This window comes from Paenibacillus massiliensis 2301065 = DSM 16942 (assembly GCF_000377505.1).
GTDB lineage: Bacteria > Bacillota > Bacilli > Paenibacillales > Paenibacillaceae > Paenibacillus > Paenibacillus massiliensis.
The window spans coordinates 154,497-177,069 of the sequence record NZ_KB898192.1; the positions used below are offsets into that span (position 1 = coordinate 154,497).

Genomic DNA, 22,573 nt, shown 5'->3' on the forward strand with positions numbered 1-22,573 from the left:
TTAATCTCCCCATCCTATCGCGGTTTTGCAGTAAGATACAATCGTATTGACTACCGTATCGAAGTCCATATCGGTCGTATCGAGTTCGATAGCATCCTCACTGCGACGCAGCGGCGAAACCTCGCGTTCCTCGTCGAGCTTGTCACGTGCAGCAATGTCACGTTCCAGCTGCTCCAGTGTGATGTCTGTCTCCCGCATTTCCTTGAATCGGCGGAGAGCTCGTTCCTTGACACTAGCTGTCATAAATACCTTCAGTTCGGCATCAGGTAGCACTGTTGTACCAATATCCCTGCCATCCATGACAACTCCCTTGCGCTCTGCCATCTTCCGCTGACTTGCTGTCAGCTGCTGGCGCAGACCAGCTATTCGGGCGTATTGGGATACGACACCAGTAACTTCTCTGGAGCGTATAGCCTCTGTAACGTCTGTTCCATTGCACAGCACCTTTTGACCGGAAGGATCAGGTATTAATTCAATAACCAATTGCTGTGCACGTTGAAGCACAGTGGATTCATCTTCAGCCGAAATATTCTGCTTCAGCATGTACCAGGTTGCAGCCCTGTACATCGCGCCGGTATCCACATATACATAGGAGAGAATTTCAGCCACTTTCTTGGCTACGGAACTCTTCCCAGCCCCTGCTGGTCCGTCTATTGCAATGTTTATTTTCCCGTTTAGTTCTGTCATTTGGCTTACCAACGGGGCACTCCTCCTCAAAGCTGATCCTCAAGAAAAAAGCAGGCATTGCCTGCGACGTGAAAATTATACCACAGATCGCTTGCGCATGCAAAAACACAAGTGTTATAAAATTCATAGATTTTCAGCATTCTCCATCATACGCTCCAGATATTGCTGATCTACAGGAATGCCTTCAAGCTCGCGCAGTGGGGCAAGAAGCCCGTAGGTAAAGGGAATATGCAGCAGCACCTGCCAGACCAGACCAACACTGAGCAGGCAGCAAATGACGAGGAAAATGAAGGGGATATTCGTGTGCTCCTTGGACGAGCCTCGCTTATGATCGTCTGATGTCATGTAGGTCCCTCCACATGGTCTTTTGATGTCTGCGAGTTAGTGTACCAGAGCTCTATGTATTTTATTCCCATTCATTTTCAAATATAGGCCATTTACGATTGAACATCGTCTATTTGTCTCGGAACACTAGCTGGTGCTCGAAGCAGTACTTGATTATCTTCTGCCTTTCCATATCTGTAATTGCTTTATAGGCAAGCATAATCTGCTGTCTACCATTCTCTAATGCGACCGTCCTGACAATCTCTGCCTTGAAGTCCGCGTGCTCACGTGTGCCATTCTGATAAGGAAGCAGCAACCAGCAGGTAAGCTGCTGTCCGGCGCCCAGATCCTTTCGTCCCGTATCGAACGATACGCCCCCGCCTCCAACATCCATCGTCTGAGCAACGAAGCGATCACCGAACTCATTCTGAACCGCCAGCTCAAGCTTGGACTGTACTCGCAAATAGCTGCGACGCTGTACTGAGGATATTTCATCAGGAAGAGGCTTGTGCAGTCTTACCAGCCGCAGATTATCCTGTTCGAATCCGAGCACATGGGTAATAAAATAGTGTGTTTTGCCATCCTCCTGAATGTATTTCACGGATAGCTCATCACCAAAATGAAGCTTGCGAAGTCTACCGTTGTGAACATTCATAGGTACATCGATGAGGATGCCTTGATCCGTAATGTCGTGAATTCTTGCTTTGTATTCCTCGTCGCGTTCACGCTCGTCAGCAGAGGCTATTTGAATGTATAATGTCTCGTTGTGTTTCGGATACACGATCTCACCGTCCTGAAAATGATGGCAGCATGTGCCGCTATACCCGATTATAGCACGCACGCCCCCGCTAGGAATTATAAAATAACTATAATTTTAAAGAAGCGTGACATAGCCATGAGCTATTAAATGAATATGATTAAGCCCCTTTTATCAATGGGACACAATCCATCGAAGTTATCGGAACAGTCTTCTCACAACTGGATGGCTCCTCTGGAACTCGGATCGAATCCGTCTGGCCATATTGAAGCAGCGTTGTACAGAGCACCTTCGAATTCAGCCTCTTCGAGTACTGCTTCGCTCAGGTTGACTCCTTGCAGGTTGGCATTCCTGAACACCGCCCTACTGACATCCATATGACCTAGATTCGCGTTGGAAAGATTGGCATTTTGAAAATTAGCGTACTTTCACAGAAGACAGACCGCGTTTAGTTGAAGTTTTCTTGCGATAATCCAATTGTTCAGTTCCGCTGAAATAATTCTATTATCAAAAAAAAGGGCTGAACAGAGTATTTCTCCGTTCAGTCCCTTAAGCACATTCAATATTACATACCTTCGCAATGGCATGTACATCCTTCACCAAGCCTAAATACCATCTGTACGCTGATTAGGCTCATCAGAATCTTTCACTACCTCAATACTTTCCTCAAGACCGGTATCTGCATTCAGGTAGATGCGATACACCGACCCATTAATTCGACCGCCAAATTCATGTGTCAGCACTTGCTTGGACATTTCATTTTTGATCAGAGACATCCGGTGGTAGGATTCCTTGAATTCCGGATTCAACTTTTTACGTGCTTGCTCTATCGTCAGCTTGGCCTTGGGAATGATACGCTTGTCGCTGTGCTCGTATACATAATCGGCAGCCTGGACGCCTATTACCTCTCCATTATCAAGCGCTGTGCGGACCGTTACCTTCTCCGGATAAAGGAATACATTATCCTTGACTGGAACGAAGGTGATATTAGCAAGATTATCGTACTCATCGTATGCGACAGGGCTCATCTCGCCATATTCCTTATTTCTCAGGAATTGCTTACCGGCTTCAATCGCCTCCTCACGCCCTGCCTTCTTCTGTCCCACTTCACGGGTGTACGTGTAAGAGATCAGCAGCCCGCCATTGCGAGTGAAATCCATCGACTTCGCATTCCCTTTACCCAGATCAATCTTGGCCGTATAGGACGGCCACTCCGTATTTTTTCCGTTCTCTGTCACCTTCACTGATTCAGGCTTGACATCCGCGAATCTGGCAGACTTCTCCTTGACCTGCTGCGCAGTGATCGGCAATGCATTTAGCTTCTTCACGGAACGCTTCTCATACATGCTGGAGATGGAAGGTCCCCAATCAAGCTCTGGGTACTCCTGCACCTTTTTGTCTACAGTCTTGAATCCATCAATAATCGTATTGTCGGCTGATTTGTTCTCTGTGGCCATGGCAGTTTCGACATCCATCCAGCGCAAGTGATTGGAGAGCACCTTCTCCCGTACCTGCTGCATATCCTTGGAGATTTCTTTCGAATTCTCATACAGTGACTTGAGATTCTTCATCTCTCGCTCATCCAATGGCTCCTTGCTCAGATCACGGATCGAGGTTTGATAGGCGAAATTGGACATCCGCGACAACAGCTCCTCTGCGTGATTGAAGGGCAACAGTGTGAGCGGAAGCTGATTGACCTCATTTTGCGCCTCACTGGTCAGACGCCATACATTGAGAAGACTCTTGCGGTGCATGCCATGTGAAGCCGAGTTGACAGCAAGCGTATTCCCGAGCTCCGTATGAAGCTGGTCCATATGGTAAGACAGATCATGAAAGGCTCGCTGGTACTGATTCTCTGCCTTCAGCAAGATAGAGTTCTTTTCCTTGTTCTCCTGATAACCCCACACGGCTGTACCAATCAGTAATACAGTCATGATGGGGAACATTACCGCACTCAGACGCTTATACATGATTCGCTCTCCTTTCATCAGGTACACTAACCATAGTGTGACAAGTTAAAAGGAAGGTTATGCATCTTGGTTATACAGATTCTTCTTCGATGATAAAATCATCCACGTTATCACACAGGCAACGCTTAAAGCCTGTCTCAATTCGGTCTGTCTCCTTGTGCCCTCTGAGCACGAATTTCTCGCCACAGCAGGGACAGTAGATTTTCACCTTTACACGCACAAAAAAAGACACCTCCATTAGCAGAATGATGACCCTCTTCTGCTAAGTGTGTCCATTTTTGTCACATATTAACCTCTTCATCCCGCTTCACAAAGCGGTGAGGTGATCTGCTGTTCGCTCGTTTGATTTTCCCCATGCCACGGTACCACAGGAAAGCCATCAATGGAATGATGAACCAGATCCAGTTGTTCACAACGGTATCCAAAATAATATCATAGACCCCATGCCAGAACCAAGGCAACAGCAGGGCGATCGTGAGATATGAACGAGTCCTCTTGGTCTCGCAAAATTTAGCCAAGCCCATATAATAACCCATCATGACTCCGAACATCGCATGACCAGATACAGGCAACAGCGATCGCAATAGCAGCGTTCCCACTGAAGGCTGCCCTGCCCATACATAGAGCAGATTCTCCGCTGTCGCGAACCCGAGTGAGATGGCCGCCGCATATACAATTCCATCATAGGGCTCATCGAATTCCGTATGATTGTAGATCAAGTGGACCAGTACGAACCATTTAACGACCTCCTCCACTCCAGCGGATACTGCAAAGGAATCCCAAAATGGATGAGTGCCGAGCCAAATAGAAAGCCCACGCTGAATAATCATAATTGGTAGCACGATCAGAAATCCCAGCAGAAAAACTTTAATCACCATATGAAGAGGCTCTGAGTCGTACTTGTCCTTTAAGTAAACATACGTAAGCAAGGCGATTCCTGGCGCTGTGGCTACGGCTAATAAAGAGAACACAAGCACCGAATCATCCCCCCGCAAATGAAATCTATATCTAATGTCATGTCGTAAAAATTGGCCGATTCTGAAATCAGAACCGGCCTACTCAGGTCTACGGTAAAGCAGATGTGCAAGGCTTCGTTTCACCACCAACTCGTGTGAACTCATTAGCCTGGCAATCAACTGCGACTATCAAAATGCTCACAGATCATGCTTACAGCATTCTCGGGCATTACAAGCTTGCCGTATTCCTCCAGTACTGCTGGTGTGAGGGATGATCCCTCACCGAATTCGGCCAACACAGCAATAAGCGCACCATGCTTGGCTTCCTCCACTTGCTCTGGTTCGAGATATAGAATCCATTTTCCTTTATAATGATACAGCTTGCCAGCTTCGGTAACATTGCCCGCCAGCATATGTGCCGCCTCAATTAAGACCTCGAAGTCATTAAATGCATAAATAATGGAATCGCTTTGCTCCAGCGTTACTTCCATTTCATAAATTTCTTCAGGCAGATCGTCATCCTGACCCGAGCCGTATTGAGAGTGATCATATTTCCCTCGGGTAACAATAACAACCATGCCCTGGGCCGGGAGCGCGAACACTTCAACCGCCAGAGGACCCGTAGCATCAAAGCCCAGTTCACTATAAGCCTGGTCCATCATTTCGGTGAACAGCTCATGAACTTTAGGCATTTCCTGCCACATATCCTCCTTCTGGATGCCTCGTTCGCTAAGGTCATCAAATGTAAGGAAAATCCGTATCTTGTCCTGACCTAATCTTTCTATTTTCATACTGGATCCTCCTCTGCAACCGAGTATTATAAACAGATTATGATGCAACAAAGATACCTGTGATAAAAATGGTTCTATGTAGCTATGTTATCATTTTATACCCTCAAATGCACGCAATAAAAACGACAAAAAAAGAATCATTTACCCGGCGAGAAAAGCCGCGAAATGATTCTATACAGCCTTCTTGATGTTAGATCCCCGGTATAGCGGTGTTCGTCTCTTTGAGAATCATCTCAACTTCCTTTTTGACATCGGGAGTGGAACGTATAAATTCTTTGATCAATCTCAGATTGGTCTCTTTGTCTAGGGGCTGGCTCGTTTTGCTATGGCTGGTATGTGTCTCATGTCTCTCATGCTCATGGGCGACAGTATGCTCATGCTGATTTTTGTCTCGTGTATGGCCCTTGTCCTTCCCCAGATTCAGATTATCCAGTCCTGCCATTCCTGGCAGAGCTGCATCCATCAGCTTCGTTCTGGCCTTATTCATCATGTGGTTCAAATTACGCATATTGCGACGCTGGACTACGGAGCTGGCCACAGCACCAAGAACCACGCCCATAAAAAATGACGATGTCTTCACAATTTGCTCCTCCTTTTTGTGATAAGATCGACGTTAGTGTTGACATTAGGGCATGAACTCATGCGGTACAGACACAGATAATTTCAGGAAAGCGAGAGTGACATCATGCGAATCAGACTGACGGTCCTGCTGCTGACTGCCGTGCTTCTGTTGAGCGCCTGCAGCCAGACAGAACCTACGAATTCGCCCGCAGGTACAGCCTCCGGGGATTCCACATCATCGCAAGAACAAAAGTCTCCACAGACCAAGGTGGACACAGAGGGTGATAAGTCACAGGGAACGGAACCTGCTGCGAATGCAGGTAATGACAACACTCCTGGAGCTTCCACGGATGCCACAAATCCGGAGATCAGTTCAGCTAATGATGGGACTGCAGAGGGTAACGCATCCATTCCAGTCACCTACCGGATGAACAACAATTATGACATTGTGCCAATCGATGAAGGGACCGAGCGCAAAGTAGTGCTGCTCACGTTCGATGATGGACCGAAGGATCGAGATATGATCACCAAGATGCTGGATACCTTAGACAAGCACGAGGCTAAAGCCATCTTCTTCGTAAACGGCTACCGCGTCAAGGAGAACCCCGATCTGCTGAAGCTGATTCATGAGCGCGGACAAATTATTGGTAACCACAGCTATGATCATATTGTGCTCAAAAATGAGTCCGAGACCAAAGTCAAACAACAGATTGAGGATGTACAGAAGTTGGTACAGGATACAACAGGTGTAACGCCTGTGTTCTTCCGTCCCCCGCATGGTGCAGGCGGGGATGTAGGTCGTAAAGTTGCCAAGGAGAACGGTCTACTCTATATGACCTGGTCTAACGGTTCACTGGACTGGACCATGAAAGCGAGCCACTCCAACAATCCTGAGACATTAATTAAAAATGTCATGGAGCAACTTCACGCAGGCAGCAACATCCTTATGCATGAGCTTCCATGGACAGCTGAAGCATTAGACACGCTGTTGACCCAGTTGGAGGAAAAGGGATATAGCTTCGTGGACCCTCGCAGCATTAAGCTGGAGAACTGATAGTGTTAAGTTCGTTTTATGAGCAATCAGCCTCTACGGGCGCGAACCAAACGCGCTAACAAACAAAACTAAACAAGCCCTGCCCTTGAAGGTGCTTTTGGCTCCTTACCCAAGGACAGGGCTTGTTTGATTAAAAAAAATTTATATACAGCGTCTATTCTCCAAACATCTCTGGCAACAAGGTTTTTACGGGAGGCGCTCCCTGGATTCCCCACCATACTAGCACTGCTGTGATTAGCATGAACAGTGTGCTCAGAAAATTAAGAAACCATTTGCTAACGCGAAGCCTTCTGGAGGGGAATAGCTCCGCACGCGAAGGGTAGGCATCCGGCAATTCCTCGCTTCCCTCCTGTTCAGCAGTCCGTGAACGCTCCATGCGAGTCATCGGTTGTTTATTATGTATATCTAGCACAGACGAGTCTTTGAGCGATACGCCTACAACAGGCGCTTCATGCAAGGTCAAAGGCTGCAATGCTGCTTCACCCGCAGCTTCTTGTAAAGGCAGTCTTTGCCGTGCTGCCAGATGTCGTGGACGCGGCTTGCCCCACAACTGCTTGAACCGATCGAAGCGCTGACTACGCTGTATTTTGTTCCGCTCTACTCTGCTCAACTCCTGATTCATGTCTCCCTCCGAAAACGCAGTACCAGCCCAGAGATCAGGTCAATCACAAAATGACACAAGATTGGGGCCCACAATGTATCTGCTTGAATGTATATGTACCCAAGACCGTAGCTGCTCAAGAATACCCAGCCAGTGGGGATCCAGTGCCGCAAATACCGAATGTGGATCAGCGCAAAAATAATACTCGTCCAATAAGGACCGAATGCATGTTGTATCGCTCCACGAAACAGAAGCTCTTCACAAATCGACACGATTGCAGCAATACAGACAATATGCCATACAGGACGATTTCGGAACAGCATCCGATTGATACCGCCATCATCCATAGCATCCTCTGGCACCACATTAGAGATTAGGAGATCCACTACCAACATGACTGCAGCAAAGCCTAGCCCCCACCAGAGAAACCGCAGATCGCCAGGCAGGTCAAAAAGAACGAGTAGATTACGTCCCTGCAATAGTACCCACACTGTTCCAATCAACAAGGTCAGGAACTGGGTCAAATACAGATTGATGAGCAGCATTCGCTCATTCAACTCATGAATTTCAGGCTGCCTGAAATTCAGCTTCCATTTCTTTTTCATAATTATACACGTAGTCCTCTGCTAAGTTATTCATTAAGCATCATAGCCAATTTTACCACTTGATTCAAGGCACCAGACTCCTTATATTAGCACATTTAGGCCCCTGTAGACTCACTAGATTTAAACTCCTCATGCCCTATTGACATCTCCATGTCAGGCATGATACATTATGAAAAAATTAAGAGTATATGACAGACATCGATGGAGAGAAGACACTGACATTGTCCCTCAGAGAGTCGGTATTTGGTGAAAGCCGACGGCAATCAGTATGGTCTTTAGCGCTCCTGAGTTATTGCCCCGAATGTGGATTTTGTATATCCAGTAGGCGCAATCGGTTGAAATCCGTTATCTTTCAGGTCATTTGACCGTTGAGGCAGTTATTGTGAAATAATTGCGAATTAGGGTGGTACCACGACAGCTCTCGTCCCTTACTATGGAGATAGTATGCGGATCGGGGGCTTTTTTTGTGCAAGCTCCGAACCAGCGTATCTCCTGGGAGCGCAGCGCGGCGTGCTTTACCATGTTCCTTTGGTACGGTAATGCGGTGCTACTGAAGTGTGGTTGACTGACATAGTTCACAAGTAGGATCAATTAAGAGGAGGATTCACATGTACAAAGTATTAGTTTCCGACCCCATCAGCGATCTAGGAATTCAACAGCTCATGGACGCAAGTGACGTCACCGTCGACAAAAACACAGGACTCAGCGAGGATGAGCTGGTTGCGATTATTGGCAACTACGATGCCCTGCTTGTGAGAAGCCAGACACGTGTAACGGAGCGCATCATGGCCGCAGGCACCAATCTAAAGGTCATTGGACGCGCTGGTGTGGGCGTAGACAACATTGATCTCGATGCCGCTACGCAGCGCGGGATTATCGTCATCAATGCACCGGATGGCAATACCATTACAACATGTGAGCATGCGTTCGCTATGATGATGGCTCTTGCCCGTCATATCCCACAAGCATACGCCAAGACAGTCAACGGAACTTGGGACCGCAAGAGCTTCCTCGGCGTTGAGCTCCGCAACAAAACGCTGGGTGTACTCGGCATGGGACGAATCGGAAGTGAAGTCGCCAAACGGGCCAAAGCCTTTGGCATGAACATTCTCGGCTATGATCCATTCTTGACAGAAGAGCGTGCCGAAAAACTTGGAGTGAAGCTCGCAAGTGTGGATGAAATCGTCAAGCATGCTGACTTCATGACAGTCCATACACCACTTACGCCAGAGACGCGCCACATGATCTCCCGTCCGCAATTTGAGGTTATGAAAAAAGGCATGCGCATTATCAACTGTGCTCGTGGTGGTGTAGTAGATGAAATGGCACTTGTAGAGGCTATTGACGAAGGCATTGTGGCTGGAGCTGCATTTGATGTCTTCGAATCTGAGCCACCGGCACCGGACCATCCTTTCCTGGGGCATCCAAACATTATCGTTACGCCTCACCTGGGAGCATCCACGGTGGAAGCTCAAGAAAATGTAGCCATTGACGTATCGGAGCAGGTGCTTCACATCCTGCGCGATGAGCCGTTCAAGAACGCCGTCAACATGCCGCCAGTTGCACCTAGTGTCATGAACAAGCTGCAGCCTTATTTCACGCTTGGAGAGAAGCTTGGTAGTATGGCAGCTCAAATTATCAATGGGCCCGTAAGCGAGATTCAAGTGGATTATGCCGGTGAGCTATCCGAGAGTGATACACAGCCACTGACGCGCTATATTATTAAGGGCGTACTTCGCCGCCACCTCGGCAATGATGTTAATATCGTGAATTCCATGCATCTGGCTAAATCCAGAGATGTGAATTATGTCGTATCGAAATCCACAACGACCAAAGGCTTCACAAACCTGATTACCGTAACGCTTAAGAGCCAGAACGGTGAAGAGCACAAGGTCGCAGGAACACGCTTGAACGGCTATGGAGAGCGAATCGTCCGTCTGGATCAGTTCCCGGTGGATGTATCACCAGAGAAGCACCAAATTCTGATCTCCCATAACGATAAACCAGGGATTATCGGACGTGTTGGTACCCTTCTGGGGCAAAATGAAGTAAACATCGCCGCCATGCAAGTAGGTCGTAAAGTAATCGGCGGAGAAGCTATCATGATTCTAACGGTTGACAAGGCTGTTCCGAAGGACGTACTGGTACAGCTGACCACACTCGAAGATCTGAACATGGCTCAGGAAATCGTGCTGGAATAGAAACATACCATTTCTGAAAAGACAGCAGTATATGGCATCATAAAGCTGTACAGAAAACCACGCAAAAGAAAAGCCTGCTAAACGAGGATAAATCCTTGCTCGGCAGGCTTTTTTCTGTGCATATCATTAGCGGCTCTTCTAAGAACTTGTTCATGCTTGTTTGCTTTTGTTCCACGATGAACAATATTATCTCTCAGCTTTCAACAAAAAACGTTCTGTTGCCTACACCATTCTTCAAGTAGGAAGGATCATTGTAAACACAGAGCCTTGACCAATACCACTCTCGGCTGTTATTTTACCATGATGGGCTTCAACGATGGTCCTGACAATCGCCAGGCCAAGGCCAGTGCCTCCATCCTCTCCTCTTACCCTTGCCTTGTCTGCCTTATAGAAGCGATCAAAAATATAAGGTAGATCCTCCGGTGGAATGCCAACTCCTTCGTCCTTCACTCGGATTCTTATAGCTGAGCGCCGATCTGTCTCGGTCTCATCCGCATGGATGACGATTCCCCTTCCAGCCGGTGTATGCCGGAAGGCGTTGTCCAGCAGATTCGTCAACACCTGCTCCAGGCGGTCCTCGTCAGCAGCAGAGAGCACTAATGGGCGATCTGCTGCTTCATAGACGAGTTCTACCTCCCTCTCCTTGGCTCGCACCAGAAACTTGCGCTGCACCCGCTGAATAAGCTCATGCACGTCCACTTGCTCCAGATGCAGGTCCATATGCCCAGCATCCATGCGAGTCAGGTCCAGCAAATCCTTTACCAATCTGCCCATTCGCAGCGATTCATCATGAATGACCTGTACAAGCTCCTCGCTCTCCTCCGGGGAGGAAGCCATGCCATCAAGCAAGGCCTCACTGTACCCCTGCATCATTGACAGCGGCGTTCGAATCTCATGTGATACATTCGCCACGAAATCCGCACGCATCTTCTCCAGTCTGGCCTCCTCGCTCACATCACGCAGTACAGCGACGACACCTCGGATGCTGTTATCTGTGTACAACGGCGCCATTTGCACAGACCATACATTTTGCTTCACGTGAACATTAGCAGACGCGTCCTCCCCATGCTTCAGCACACTATGGAATAATGGACGAAGCGGTTCAGGCAAGGCTGAGAAGCTCTCACTCTCCTCCTCCGTCTCCTGCTGCTCCCAATGCAGCTCACGCCAGCCATCTAGCAAATCCTGCCCTGGCGGGTTCGTCAGGACAATCTGTCCCTCACGATCAAAGGTTAGCACCGCATCCGTCATGCTGCGCAGAATGCTGGAGAGCTGATTCTTCTCTTGATTCAGGCTGCGAATCGTGGATTCCAGCTCCTCGGCCATATGATTGAACGTATGGGAGAGCACTCCGATCTCATCGCTATTCTCTAAAGAAAGTCTTGTCTCGTAATTGCCCTCTCGAATCGAATTCGTCGCCTGAATGAGCTGCTGCATCGGCTGCGTAATCTTCGTGAACAGGAACAGAGCAAAAAATGTCGTAAGCAAAAAGCCGACGATACAGGTGTAAGTGAACAGTCGCTTGATCTCGGCCGATTCATTCACAGCGAAGTTAGTATCAATATATGGCATTAAAAACAAACCAAGAAAGATGAGCACACACCCAACCAAGAAAATAATCGTCAGCCATAGTTTCCCTACGAGGGATCGCCAGAAATTCACGTTACTTGGGAACCTCCAATTTGTAACCGACTCCCCATACGGTTGTAATCATGCTAGCCGCTTCCGGTGATACCTTATTCAGCTTCTCCCGCAAACGCTTCACATGGGTATCTACTGTACGTAAGTCACCGAAGAATTCATAATTCCACACATCCTTTAACAGCTCCTCGCGCGAGAAGACCTTGTCCGGAGAGATCGCCAGGTAGTGCAGAAGTTCATACTCCTTCGGCGTCAAGCTAATCTCAATTCCTCCTGCCGTGACCCGATGGGCATCGTTCTCAATGACCAGGTTCGGGAATACGATGCTGTTGCTCGGGGTCGCTTCCTTGGTTAAGAATGCCGTCTCGGAGGAACGACGTAATATTGCCTTTACCCTGAATATAACTTCACGTGGACTGAACGGCTTCACGACATAATCGTCCGCTCCCACTTCAAAGCCCTGTACCCTGTTCATCTCCTCACCCTTGGCTGTAAGCATCAGCACAGGCGTAGCTTTGACCTGCCGCAGACGCGTACATACCTCAATGCCATCCATGCCAGGCAGCATAAGATCCAATAGAATAATGCTGTAATCATTCGAAGTGGCTTTGCGTAAAGCCGTCTCCCCATCCTCGGCTTCCTCAATGATGTATCCTTCCTTCTCCAAATACATCTTCAGCAGCCTTCTGATACGCTCCTCATCATCCACGATCAGGATGCGGTTACCTTGATCCGACATCTAGAAACAACCCCTTTATGCGCTTTGCAGCCCTTACGCGCTTGGCCCCCATTACCTTGTCCTGAAAGCAAAATCCGTAAGCGCCATCATGAATTTCACGAAATGTTTTATATTTTGGTAATCAAGCCACTTTCTCTATTTTACTATTTTCCCGGCTTTGGTCAAATCCCGACCCACAAAAAAAACAGAGGGGAAGCAACTCACCTCTGCTTGGAATGATCGCAAGCAACCGAAGCTGCCCGCATTTTGGCTTCCTTACTGCTTATTTCTATTTCACTTTTTTGGATTTGGCAAGCTGAATCAGACGGTTAATCTCATCCTTCGTGAGTGGCCGGGTCAGGCCACGCTTCAGGTTTTGCAATAGCAAATCTCCAAAAGCAATACGCTTGAGACGCAGCACCGGGTGACCGATCGCTTCGAACATACGGCGAACCTGACGGTTCCGTCCTTCGTAGATCGTAATCACGATGACTGCTTCTTTCCCGTCAGGGTCAACGTCTCGATATTCCACCTCAGCAGGAGCTGTGATACCGTCCTCCAGTACAATGCCTGCACGGAGCTTGTCCAGCTCGGTACCATGCGGTACCCCTTTAACGGTAGCCAGATAGGTCTTGGGTACGTGATGACGTGGGTGTGTCAGCAGATTGGCGAACTCGCCATCGTTAGTTAGCAGTAACAGCCCTTCGGTATCATAGTCCAGTCTCCCAACTGGATACACACGTTCCTTGACGCCCTTCAGATAATCAGAGACGATCTTGCGACCTTCAGGGTCCGAAGCACTTGTAATTACACCCTTAGGCTTATTCATCATTAAATAAATCTTCTTCTCTTGCTTAATTGGCTTGCCACTTACCGTAATCATATCCTGATCGGGATCAGCCTTGGTGCCCAGCTCCTGGACAACAACCCCGTTGACCTCAACTTGTCCGGCCAGAATCAGTTCCTCACATTTGCGTCTGGAGGCAACCCCTGCCTGTGCCAGAATTTTCTGTAAACGTTCCATTATCGTTATTTTCACCTCATGCTAATGATACCCAGCAAAGCGGGAAATCACAAGCTAAAAAACCAACAAACAAATAACTATAGCTGCGATGAAGCCAACCACGTCCGAGAAGAGGCCTACCTTCAGGGCATATCGCCCATTGCGGATGCCTACGGCTCCAAAATATACCGTTAGTACATACAGTGTCGTGTCCGTGCTTCCCTGAATTGTCGCAGCGATGCGACCAATCATGGAGTCAGGTCCATAGGTGCGTATCAGGTCTGTTGTAAAGGCAAGCGAGCCTGTTCCTGTCAATGGACGGAGCAAGCCCAGCGGTAGCACCTCCGGCGGGACGTCCCATAGTCGAAAAAGCGGAGCGAACCAGCTCAGCATATAATCAAGAGCACCCGATGCCCTGAAGATGCTGATCGCTACCATCATGCCTACAAGATGGGGGATAATGCCGATTGCCGTAGAAAAGCCATCCTTGGCGCCTTCAACAAAGGACTCGTATACCGGGACTTTTCTGACATAGGCATATAGAGGAATAAAGGCCAGAATACATGGGATGGCCCAGGTGGATATGAGGGTGATCACCTGCAGCATGACGGTATCATCCTTTCGTAGCTCTATGGGCAGCAGTGCGTCCTGGTGGCGGACGCCGGGTCATGCGCTTGCGGTACCAGCGGTCCGCCGCAATTGCAGCTACCGTAGCGACCGCCGTAGCAACGAGCGTCGTTCCGACGATCTCTGCAGGATTGGCAGATTGATAATTAAGACGTATAGCAATCATCGTGGTCGGGATAAGTGTAATGCTTGCTGTGTTCAAGGCCAATAACGTACACATGGCTGGAGAAGCCGTCTGCTTGTCTGGATTCAGTTCCTGCAGCTCTTGCATGGCCTTGATCCCCATGGGCGTGGCTGCATTTCCCAAGCCCAGGAGATTGGCACTCATATTCGATAGAATGTAGCCCATGGCTGGATGATTCTTGGGAACGTCAGGGAACAGAAAGCGAACGACAGGAGCCAACAGCCTGGACAGCTTGCTCATCAAACCCGCATCCTCTGCCATCCTCATCATTCCCAGCCAGAATACCATGACACTTATTAATCCAAAGCATACTGTAACCGCTGAAGCGGCACCGTCAAAAGCAGCCTTCGTTACGGCCTCTATGTTCCCCTGTACTGCTGCGAAGCCAATTCCAATCAGGATCAATGCCAGCCAGATCAGATTGATCATGTCTGCACCCCCCTTTTACTTAATGCCTCCCTTGGTAACAACTCAGTTTCTGAATATGTTTCTTATAACATCCCGCCATGTATCTAGCCAGGTCAGATTGCGAGTGTTTGATATGAAGGAATTAACCGTGGCATTGCTCTTCGTGTCCGGAATAAAGCTACCCTGCTCATATATAGGCACCTGCCCGATCACGTGACCATCCAGTACAAGCTCGACTCGACCACGCAGTCCAAAGTCAGCTGTTCTCTGCGAATCTGCGGCTGGCTTATTCAGCACTAGCTTGGTTACCAGCCTCTCTTCCTCGCCATCAGCTAGCGGATAAGTGAAGGATGCACCTGTCACGAAGGTATAGCCTTGAAGTGGTGTATTCTTGCGGGTAATCTCCTGTAGTGGATAATACTTGAAGCCGTAATCCAGCATGTTGGCGTGATCATTCCAATCGTCCCCATCGTTGAGGGTCACCGCTGCAAGCTGCCTGCCATCCCGCGTAGCTGAGCTAACCAGGCAACGAAATGCCTTTTTCGTATATCCCGTCTTCACCCCATCTGCACCCTCATACAATCGAAGCATTTTATTCTTGTTCAGCCAAGTATAATCCCAGGGATCATTGGGGTTAGGCGCTTTCTTGTCACGTGTGCCTACGATTTTACGGAAGGTAGGATTATGCAGTGCGTAGGCGGTCAGCTTGGCCAAATCATTGGCGGTAGAATAGTGTCCTTCTGCATCAAGACCATGTGGATTCTGGAATTGTGTGTGATGAAGTCCCAGCTCCGCAGCCTTTTCATTCATCATAAATACGAAGCCCTCTTCCGATCCACCCACATGCTCTGCAATCGCTGTCGCGGCATCATTTCCGGAGCGAAGCATTAGCCCATATAGCATATGCTCCAGTGTCATCTTCTCTCCCAGACGCAGGAATAGAGAGGAGCCTTCTTTGGCAAAAGCCCGGGAGCTGACCGTCACGTCATCCTGCAGATTCCCCTGCTCAATGGCTACGATCGCTGTCATAATCTTCGTAAGGCTGGCAATCCGTAGTTCCTTGTCGCCTTCTTTGGCATAAATGATCCGACCGGAGGTCACATCGATCAGAGCAGCAGCTTGAGCATGCGTTGACAACGCTGGCGGGTTATCATTTGCCGGGCGACCCTCTTCAGCCCATGCAGGCTGAACCGATGACATGACCAGCATCAGACTGCACAGCACTACAATGGTATGAATCCATTTCTTCTTTATCATCGGGGCACTCCTCATCTTTCCTGTCATTCGGGAACTCCTTCCCTCAAGCCATATCTTGTACCATCTTATGTACAAGTTGTATCGAGTATGTTATGAGTTTTGCAGCTGAAAACTTATAAATTCTTTATCTAAAAAAAATCCTCTCCGCTCACATCGGCCACAGGGCACATGTTATGAGCGAAAAGGATTGTATACGAATGCATTACAGATAGGTTGGTCCTTGATGATGGGTTGTAGTGTCCGTTACGGGAACCTGAGGAATCAACTCAGACTGATCGCCTGCGGCATATCCGTTATTTCGGAACATGGATTGAATTTTATCCACCAGGATAGGCGTTGCATCAATAATTTTTTCGAACAGATGCGTCTGGTTATCCAACGGCACAATCTGCGCACCATGGTGACCTACGACCAAAAAGGCGATCGGGTGGATCGAGACGCCACCGCCGCTACCTCCGCCGAACGGATGACCTTGTTTGAGCCCGCTTCCGGATTCATGATGTGAATGAGAATGCGAGCCATACTCCTCATCCTCGCCATTTACATTAAAATCACTACCACCCGCCGCAAAACCGAAGCCCACTTTACTAATCGGTAAAATGACGGTACCGTCTTTCGTCTCAACTGGCTCCCCGACGATCGTGTTAACATCAACCATACCCTTGATATTTTCCATTGCAGTCTGCATTAGACCTTGAATAGGATGCTCTGACATTCAATATTCCTCCTCAATATACAATCCTTAATACGATGTACTTGCTCGTATTATGCTTCAGAGGAACGCTGAATATCCATATAGGTAAGTTTCCACAAGAGAAATATATATCATTTCTTCGTATCAGCATGGGAATGATTGTTGGATGCTTACGTGCCATTGGCTACATAATCCTTGGACATGAAAACTTGGGTCTGATTCGACCTTCATATTGTCGGCTCAGGCCGCTTTCTTCTTTCTTTCCCCGCAGACATCACTTTTCTCCATATTCTGAGCCCTCCCGGTGTACGGGATATTCGCCACAGCAGCAGGAGCATCGCTTTCAGCAGAGAGCCACTAGACACATGCAATTGCATATGAAATCTCATACTCAGTCGATAGCCCCCCTTCCATAGAGGTACAACAAAGAGGGACGGAGCGTGGTGAAATTGCAATAACGTACTCAGCCAGCCGACCAACGCGGATTTGATCGCCCAGAGCACGCCTGTCGAGGTAGCTGTATGCGCGCAATCCGCCAGCCCGATATTAGTGGACCAGTCCAGCTTATTCACGTGAAAATGGGCTATCATGGACATGGCCCAGCGTCTCAGCGATTGTGTACCTATAAGCAATTTTTTATATTGGTCATACCATTGCTTAATCTCATCTTTATCGATGGATTTCTTGCTGATCGTAGATTCATGCATGTGTAGATTGCCGTTGCGGTCAACTCGGAACAGTAAACCCTTCTTGACGCCCAGCATTAGTACAGAAGGGACATCATAACGGAATCGGATTACACCATACAGTGCTCTAATTTTAATATGCAGCCGATCATCCTGATCATGCTTGACGAATTCTACATCAATATGTATGCGGGAACACAGCACTGCTATCAGCAAACCTAGCAACACTACCGCTGCACCGATGATCCACCACCAGAACCACACGAATGACTCCCTCCTATCCCGTCCAGTTCTTACCTCAGGCAAGGTTGTATAAGGGTAGTATGAACCCAATGAAAGGAAAAGATTCAGACGCAAAAACAGGGCATCCCAGCTTGTTCAGCTTGAGAGCCCTGATCTTAGCAGCATTATTCCTTTTTCTTATGCTAGCCCGATTTCAATCACACCTGACTTGTAAACCTAGTTGCGTTATTAACGCATATATTGATGGTTATACTTCTGTATCCGGCTCGACCTCTTCGAAGGTCAATTGATCTCCCAGCTTCTCGAATAGCAGCTGCGTCTCTTCCTCCAACTGATCTGTATCCTCGAACAACTCTGGCTGCGGAAGATCCGAGAGGCTTGCCAGTCCAAAGTATTCCATGAAGGCTTTGGTGGTTCCATAGAGAATAGGTCTTCCGATCGCATCAGCTCGTCCAGTCTCTTCTATAAGCTCTTTGTTCACCAACGTATGTATGGCTCGTTCTGACTTGACTCCACGAATTTCTTCAATTTCTACACGTGTAATCGGCTGCCGATAGGCCACAATCGCTAGTGTCTCCAGCGCAGCCTGTGATAGTGACACACGAGCGGGAGAATACGCTAGCTTCTCAAAGAATGGCGCGTGCTCAGGCAAAGTCGCCAACTGATATCTTCCAGCAAGTGTAATCAATTGAATCCCCCTGCCGGACTGCTGCATATCGTTCCTCATATCCTCCAGACAATCCTTGACCAGCTCTGGACGCTGCTCCACAATCTCGGCGATCTGCTTCACGGCAAGCCCTTCTTCCCCTGCCAGAAAAAGCAGTCCCTCAATAATCGATTTCAGCTTCGGGTATTCCATCGCCCAGTAATTCCCCTCTCCACTCCATAACAATATCCTCAAACACATTTTCTTGGAAACACACAATTTGCTTCATTTTCATCAGCTCCAGAATCGCCAGAAAGGTCACGACGATCTCATGGCGCTGCATATCCTCATGCATCAGCTTGGAGAAGAGCACCTTTCCTCCCCGTCCAGCTCCTTGCAGCACTCCCATCACCTGCCGAATACGGTCCTTCACAGAAATCTCGTCGCGATGAATACGTGTGACGACAGAACGCCGTTCAGACTTACGTAGAGCCCGTTGAAAAGCTGCGATCAGGTCTGAGACATGCAGACCTTGCACAGGGTTAGCCGGAACAGAAGGCATGTATGAGCTGAGATCCTCCGGCTCCTTACTGAACATGAGGCTACGCTCCCATTCGCGTTCATTCAGATGCTGTGCGATTCCTTTATACTTGCGATACTCGATCAGTCTCCGTATCAGCTCCGCACGCGGATCTTCATCGTCCTCTTCATACATGAAGTAATCCTCTTCGAAATCTAGAACCGGAGGCTTCGGAAGAAGCAGCTTGCTCTTGATGGACAAGAGCGTGGCCGCCATTACCAGAAATTCGCTCGTGATTTCGAGCTCCAGCTCCTGCATGCTGTTCAGATAAGCCATATACTGGTCGGTTATTTCACTGATGGGTATGTCCTGTATATCAATCTCGGCTTTATCAATTAAATGCAGCAGCAGATCGAGCGGACCCTCGAACGTCTCTAGTTTATATGTTACCACTGTCAAAAGTGCTTCCTCCCGCCAAATTACTACTTCCGGCCTGTCCTAATTTACTGTAATGTCGCTTTTGGATTCGCAACAAGCCCATAAGGACGCTTGCCGTGAGTTGCCCCGATTGCTGACAAGTCCCCTGATTGCAGGAGCTTATTCAGTAGACAGCACAATGTCCGGCAAGCTATCCCATGCAGCCTTAGCAAGCCAGTAAGCTTCTATTGAAGCTGCTTGCTCAAATTTGCCATTTCAATGGCTGCGACAGCCGAATCCCAGCCTTTATTACCAGCCTTGGTTCCTGCACGTTCAACAGCCTGCTCTATATTCTCTGTAGTGACCAAACCGAAGATAACAGGCACACCTGTCTTCAGGTTGATGGCAGATACGCCCTTAGCCACTTCATTACATACATAATCATAATGTGTTGTAGAACCGCGAATGACCGTTCCCAAGGTGATGACTGCATCATACTTTCCACTCTCAGCCATCTTCTGCGCAATCAATGGAATCTCGAATGCACCTGGCACCCACGCAACGTCAACCTCTTCATCCATCACACCGTGACGGTTAAGCGCATCAAGTGCCCCACTCAGGAGCTTACTCGTAATGAATTCGTTGAACCTTCCTACTACAATACCATATTTTAAGCCTTTAGATACAAGATGACCTTCAAAATAATGTGCCACGCTTCATCAGCCTCTCTTTTTCATATTAATTTTAGATCTGCTCGTTCTGCTCTAATGCGTCAAAAGTCAACAGGTGCCCAAGCTTGGCCTGCTTGGTATGAAGATAGCCCGTATTGTTCTCATTCTCCGGAATTTGGATTGGAACACGCTCTACGACTTGCAAGCCATAGCCTTCCAGTCCTTTTATCTTGCGGGGATTGTTCGTCATGAGACGAATCTGCCGCACCCCCAAATCCCGAAGCATCTGTGCACCGATGCCATAATCGCGCAGATCAGCCGAGAAGCCCAGCTTCAGATTGGCGTCAACTGTATCCAGTCCTTCTTCCTGAAGTTTATAGGCTTTTAGCTTATTAATCAAGCCAATACCACGGCCCTCCTGACGCATATACAGCAGCACACCTGCACCCTCCGCTTGAATCTGTTGTAGAGCGGCAGCGAACTGCGGCCCGCAATCACATCTTAAGGAATGGAAGACATCTCCTGTCAGGCATTCAGAGTGCACTCGCACCAGCACAGGCTTGCTTGGATCAATTGTCCCTTTAACCAGTGCCAGATGCTCCTTGGAATCAAGCTCATTCGTATAGGCTACCGCATGAAATTCACCGAACTCGGTTGGCATCTTCACAGATACCTCCCGCTGAACCAACTGCTCTCTGCTGATTCTGTAGCTGATAAGGTCCTTGATGGTAATTAGCTTCAATCCATGCTTCGTAGCCAGCTCAGCCAGATCCGGTAGTCTTGCCATCGTGCCATCTTCCTTGATGACCTCGCAAATGACCCCTGCCTCTGCTCCGCCGCTAAGCCGCGCCAGATCAACAGCAGCCTCCGTATGTCCGGCTCGTCTTAATACGCCGCCATCCTTGGCAATCAACGGGAACATGTGCCCAGGCTTCCGGAAATCCTCCGCCCCTGTAGTATCATCAACCAACGCTCTTACCGTCATCGCCCGCTCGACAGCGGAGATGCCAGTCGTAGTAAGCTTGTGATCCACCGAAACGGTAAAGGCCGTCCCATGAAAATCCGTATTCTGAGCTACCATCGGCTTCAACTGAAGTTGATTCGCACGCTGCTGTGAAATAGCTACGCAGACGAGACCGCGACCTTCTGTAATCATGAAATTAATGGCTTCGGGCGTTACCTTATCAGCCAGAACTATGAAATCCCCCTCATTTTCACGATCCTCGTCATCCACGACAATGACAATTTTGCCTTGGCGCAGATCAGCGATCGCATCCTCAATGCGATCCAATTGAATGGTGTCATCCACAATAATCCCTCCTTCAGATTACTCTATCTGTTGTCAGTCTCCTGACTTTCCTGCTCTGGCCGACCCTTTTTAACAAAAGCCATGCTTGGACAGGTACTCCATGTCGATGCGGCTGCTTTCCTTCTTCGGTCCGCTCTCATATCTGGCATGTAGCAGATGCTCTACATATTTCCCCAGAATGTCGCACTCCAGATTCACAACGTCACCATTGTGCTTGCCCTGGAGCGCTGTAGCTGCCAGTGTATGCGGGATGATCGACACAGCGAATAGATCCTGCTGCGTGTAGGCCACCGTCAAGCTAATCCCGTCAATGGTCACAGAGCCCTTGGGAATCAAGTATTTGAATAATGCTGTATCCTCAGGCATGAGCTCGAAGACCACCGCATTCTGATCCTTATACACCCGGATAATCTTCCCTGTTGCATCTACATGCCCTTGCACAATATGTCCGCCAAAGCGTCCATTGGCCAGCATGGCCCGCTCCAGGTTCACACGGCTGCCAGACTCCAACAAGCGCAGACCTGTATGGCGGAACGTCTGCGGCATGACATCCGCCCCGAAGCTGCTGCCTGCAATCTGTGTGACGGTCAGACATACACCATTCACCGCCACACTGTCACCCAGCTTAAGATCATCCATAATGACAGCAGCCTGGATGTGCAGCACCATGGCTTCTCCGTTACGGGTGATCCGAGTCACCGTGCCGACCTCCTCCACCAAGCCAGTAAACATGCCTCTCCCTCCTTTCCAGCCACCGTACCGAGTGCACGGGACTTTGTACAAATGAACCGTAAAACACAACCGTAAAACACAACCGTAAAACACAGAAAACCCCTAACGGATGCTCCGCCAGGGGTTTGAGAGATATCAGATCATTTTCAATCATTCACATTATCCATAGGTCAACAGACCATCCCAGCAGGAATAGCGTTGCCTAAATAAGCCTTGCTCATTCGAAAATGAGTAGACTACATTGTGAAATGAAGCACATCGTAGCTTCTATAGGTATGTAAGTAACATGCCTGCGTACACGCACTGTCTC

25 protein-coding genes, 1 pseudogene and 1 other annotated feature are annotated in these 22,573 nt (G+C 48.6%); of the genes and pseudogenes, 2 read left to right on the forward strand and 24 right to left on the reverse strand.

Annotated elements, in window-relative coordinates:
- The 9 genes and pseudogenes from cmk to D328_RS0117195 form a co-directional block, all read right to left on the reverse strand.
- The gene (gene cmk / locus D328_RS0117155; protein WP_081625301.1) at positions 1 to 687 is read right to left on the reverse strand and encodes a (d)CMP kinase; all 687 of its coding nucleotides are present in this window, start codon (positions 685 to 687) and stop codon (positions 1 to 3) included.
- Positions 688 to 810: 123 nt separating this feature from the next.
- The gene (locus D328_RS0117160; protein ID WP_018886262.1) at positions 811 to 1,032 is read right to left on the reverse strand and encodes a hypothetical protein; all 222 of its coding nucleotides are present in this window, start codon (positions 1,030 to 1,032) and stop codon (positions 811 to 813) included.
- Positions 1,033 to 1,141: 109 nt separating this feature from the next.
- Positions 1,142 to 1,792 (reverse strand): flagellar brake protein, encoded by a 651-nt coding sequence (locus tag D328_RS0117165; protein ID WP_018886263.1) that lies wholly within the window; start codon positions 1,790 to 1,792, stop codon positions 1,142 to 1,144.
- Positions 1,793 to 1,983: 191 nt separating this feature from the next.
- Positions 1,984 to 2,178, reverse strand: a pseudogene (locus D328_RS30720) (pentapeptide repeat-containing protein); the annotation flags it as partial.
- Positions 2,179 to 2,373: 195 nt separating this feature from the next.
- The gene (gene ypeB, locus D328_RS0117175) at positions 2,374 to 3,738 is read right to left on the reverse strand and encodes a germination protein YpeB (RefSeq protein ID WP_018886265.1); all 1,365 of its coding nucleotides are present in this window, start codon (positions 3,736 to 3,738) and stop codon (positions 2,374 to 2,376) included.
- Between the two features lie 70 nt (positions 3,739 to 3,808).
- Positions 3,809 to 3,958 carry a hypothetical protein gene (locus D328_RS31270; RefSeq protein WP_018886266.1) on the reverse strand — a complete coding sequence of 50 codons (150 nt, stop codon included), beginning with the start codon at positions 3,956 to 3,958 and terminating at the stop codon, positions 3,809 to 3,811.
- Positions 3,959 to 4,019: 61 nt separating this feature from the next.
- Positions 4,020 to 4,715 (reverse strand): glutamic-type intramembrane protease PrsW, encoded by a 696-nt coding sequence (gene prsW / locus D328_RS0117185; RefSeq protein ID WP_018886267.1) that lies wholly within the window; start codon positions 4,713 to 4,715, stop codon positions 4,020 to 4,022.
- 155 nt (positions 4,716 to 4,870) lie between these two features.
- Positions 4,871 to 5,485, reverse strand: coding sequence for a genetic competence negative regulator (locus tag D328_RS0117190; protein WP_018886268.1), 615 nt, complete (start codon positions 5,483 to 5,485; stop codon positions 4,871 to 4,873).
- Positions 5,486 to 5,675: 190 nt separating this feature from the next.
- Positions 5,676 to 6,065, reverse strand: coding sequence for a hypothetical protein (locus D328_RS0117195; protein WP_025681401.1), 390 nt, complete (start codon positions 6,063 to 6,065; stop codon positions 5,676 to 5,678).
- Positions 6,066 to 6,170: 105 nt separating this feature from the next.
- Between D328_RS0117195 and D328_RS0117200 the strand changes: the two genes are divergently transcribed.
- On the forward strand, positions 6,171 to 7,100 hold the full coding sequence (locus D328_RS0117200; protein WP_018886270.1) for a polysaccharide deacetylase family protein: 930 nt from the start codon (positions 6,171 to 6,173) through the stop codon (positions 7,098 to 7,100).
- A 154-nt stretch (positions 7,101 to 7,254) separates the two neighbouring features.
- Here D328_RS0117200 and D328_RS0117205 read toward each other — a convergent pair whose 3' ends face one another.
- Together D328_RS0117205 and D328_RS0117210 are read right to left on the reverse strand one after the other, a co-directional pair.
- On the reverse strand, positions 7,255 to 7,722 hold the full coding sequence (locus D328_RS0117205) for a hypothetical protein (RefSeq protein ID WP_018886271.1): 468 nt from the start codon (positions 7,720 to 7,722) through the stop codon (positions 7,255 to 7,257).
- Positions 7,719 to 8,306 carry a CPBP family intramembrane glutamic endopeptidase gene (locus tag D328_RS0117210; protein WP_018886272.1) on the reverse strand — a complete coding sequence of 196 codons (588 nt, stop codon included), beginning with the start codon at positions 8,304 to 8,306 and terminating at the stop codon, positions 7,719 to 7,721. Before D328_RS0117210 ends, D328_RS0117205 begins: the two co-directional genes overlap by 4 nt.
- A 189-nt stretch (positions 8,307 to 8,495) precedes the next feature.
- Positions 8,496 to 8,738: a binding site (T-box leader), on the forward strand.
- A 176-nt stretch (positions 8,739 to 8,914) separates the two neighbouring features.
- On the opposite strand from D328_RS0117210, the gene serA reads away from it, so the two are divergent.
- Complete coding sequence (gene serA / locus D328_RS0117215) at positions 8,915 to 10,507, forward strand: phosphoglycerate dehydrogenase (RefSeq protein ID WP_018886273.1); 1,593 nt, start codon at positions 8,915 to 8,917, stop codon at positions 10,505 to 10,507.
- Positions 10,508 to 10,741: 234 nt separating this feature from the next.
- Here serA and D328_RS0117220 read toward each other — a convergent pair whose 3' ends face one another.
- From D328_RS0117220 to ribE, 13 genes are all read right to left on the reverse strand, one after another.
- Positions 10,742 to 12,169, reverse strand: a complete 1,428-nt coding sequence (locus tag D328_RS0117220) for a HAMP domain-containing sensor histidine kinase (RefSeq protein ID WP_018886274.1) — start codon at positions 12,167 to 12,169, stop codon at positions 10,742 to 10,744.
- Position 12,170: 1 nt separating this feature from the next.
- Complete coding sequence (locus D328_RS0117225; protein ID WP_018886275.1) at positions 12,171 to 12,887, reverse strand: response regulator transcription factor; 717 nt, start codon at positions 12,885 to 12,887, stop codon at positions 12,171 to 12,173.
- Positions 12,888 to 13,155: 268 nt separating this feature from the next.
- Positions 13,156 to 13,890, reverse strand: coding sequence for a pseudouridine synthase (locus tag D328_RS0117230; RefSeq protein WP_018886276.1), 735 nt, complete (start codon positions 13,888 to 13,890; stop codon positions 13,156 to 13,158).
- Positions 13,891 to 13,944: 54 nt separating this feature from the next.
- Positions 13,945 to 14,475, reverse strand: coding sequence for a spore maturation protein (locus D328_RS0117235; protein WP_018886277.1), 531 nt, complete (start codon positions 14,473 to 14,475; stop codon positions 13,945 to 13,947).
- A gap of 7 nt (positions 14,476 to 14,482) precedes the next feature.
- Positions 14,483 to 15,109, reverse strand: coding sequence for a nucleoside recognition domain-containing protein (locus tag D328_RS0117240; protein WP_018886278.1), 627 nt, complete (start codon positions 15,107 to 15,109; stop codon positions 14,483 to 14,485).
- A 42-nt stretch (positions 15,110 to 15,151) separates the two neighbouring features.
- Positions 15,152 to 16,345, reverse strand: a complete 1,194-nt coding sequence (locus D328_RS0117245) for a D-alanyl-D-alanine carboxypeptidase family protein (RefSeq protein WP_169445804.1) — start codon at positions 16,343 to 16,345, stop codon at positions 15,152 to 15,154.
- Between the two features lie 202 nt (positions 16,346 to 16,547).
- On the reverse strand, positions 16,548 to 17,060 hold the full coding sequence (gene ytfJ / locus D328_RS0117250) for a GerW family sporulation protein (RefSeq protein WP_018886280.1): 513 nt from the start codon (positions 17,058 to 17,060) through the stop codon (positions 16,548 to 16,550).
- 206 nt (positions 17,061 to 17,266) lie between these two features.
- Positions 17,267 to 17,989, reverse strand: coding sequence for a DUF2953 domain-containing protein (locus D328_RS0117255; RefSeq protein ID WP_018886281.1), 723 nt, complete (start codon positions 17,987 to 17,989; stop codon positions 17,267 to 17,269).
- A gap of 226 nt (positions 17,990 to 18,215) precedes the next feature.
- Positions 18,216 to 18,827, reverse strand: coding sequence for an SMC-Scp complex subunit ScpB (scpB, locus tag D328_RS0117260; RefSeq protein ID WP_018886282.1), 612 nt, complete (start codon positions 18,825 to 18,827; stop codon positions 18,216 to 18,218).
- Complete coding sequence (locus D328_RS0117265; RefSeq protein ID WP_018886283.1) at positions 18,796 to 19,593, reverse strand: segregation and condensation protein A; 798 nt, start codon at positions 19,591 to 19,593, stop codon at positions 18,796 to 18,798. The genes scpB and D328_RS0117265 overlap by 32 nt, the downstream gene beginning before the upstream one ends.
- Before the next feature lie 203 nt (positions 19,594 to 19,796).
- Entirely contained in the window at positions 19,797 to 20,264 is a 468-nt protein-coding gene (gene ribH, locus D328_RS0117270; protein WP_018886284.1) for a 6,7-dimethyl-8-ribityllumazine synthase, read from the reverse strand.
- Between the two features lie 31 nt (positions 20,265 to 20,295).
- On the reverse strand, positions 20,296 to 21,531 hold the full coding sequence (locus D328_RS0117275; protein ID WP_018886285.1) for a bifunctional 3,4-dihydroxy-2-butanone-4-phosphate synthase/GTP cyclohydrolase II: 1,236 nt from the start codon (positions 21,529 to 21,531) through the stop codon (positions 20,296 to 20,298).
- Positions 21,532 to 21,600: 69 nt separating this feature from the next.
- The gene (gene ribE / locus D328_RS0117280; RefSeq protein WP_018886286.1) at positions 21,601 to 22,263 is read right to left on the reverse strand and encodes a riboflavin synthase; all 663 of its coding nucleotides are present in this window, start codon (positions 22,261 to 22,263) and stop codon (positions 21,601 to 21,603) included.
- Between the last annotated feature and the right edge of the window lie 310 nt (positions 22,264 to 22,573).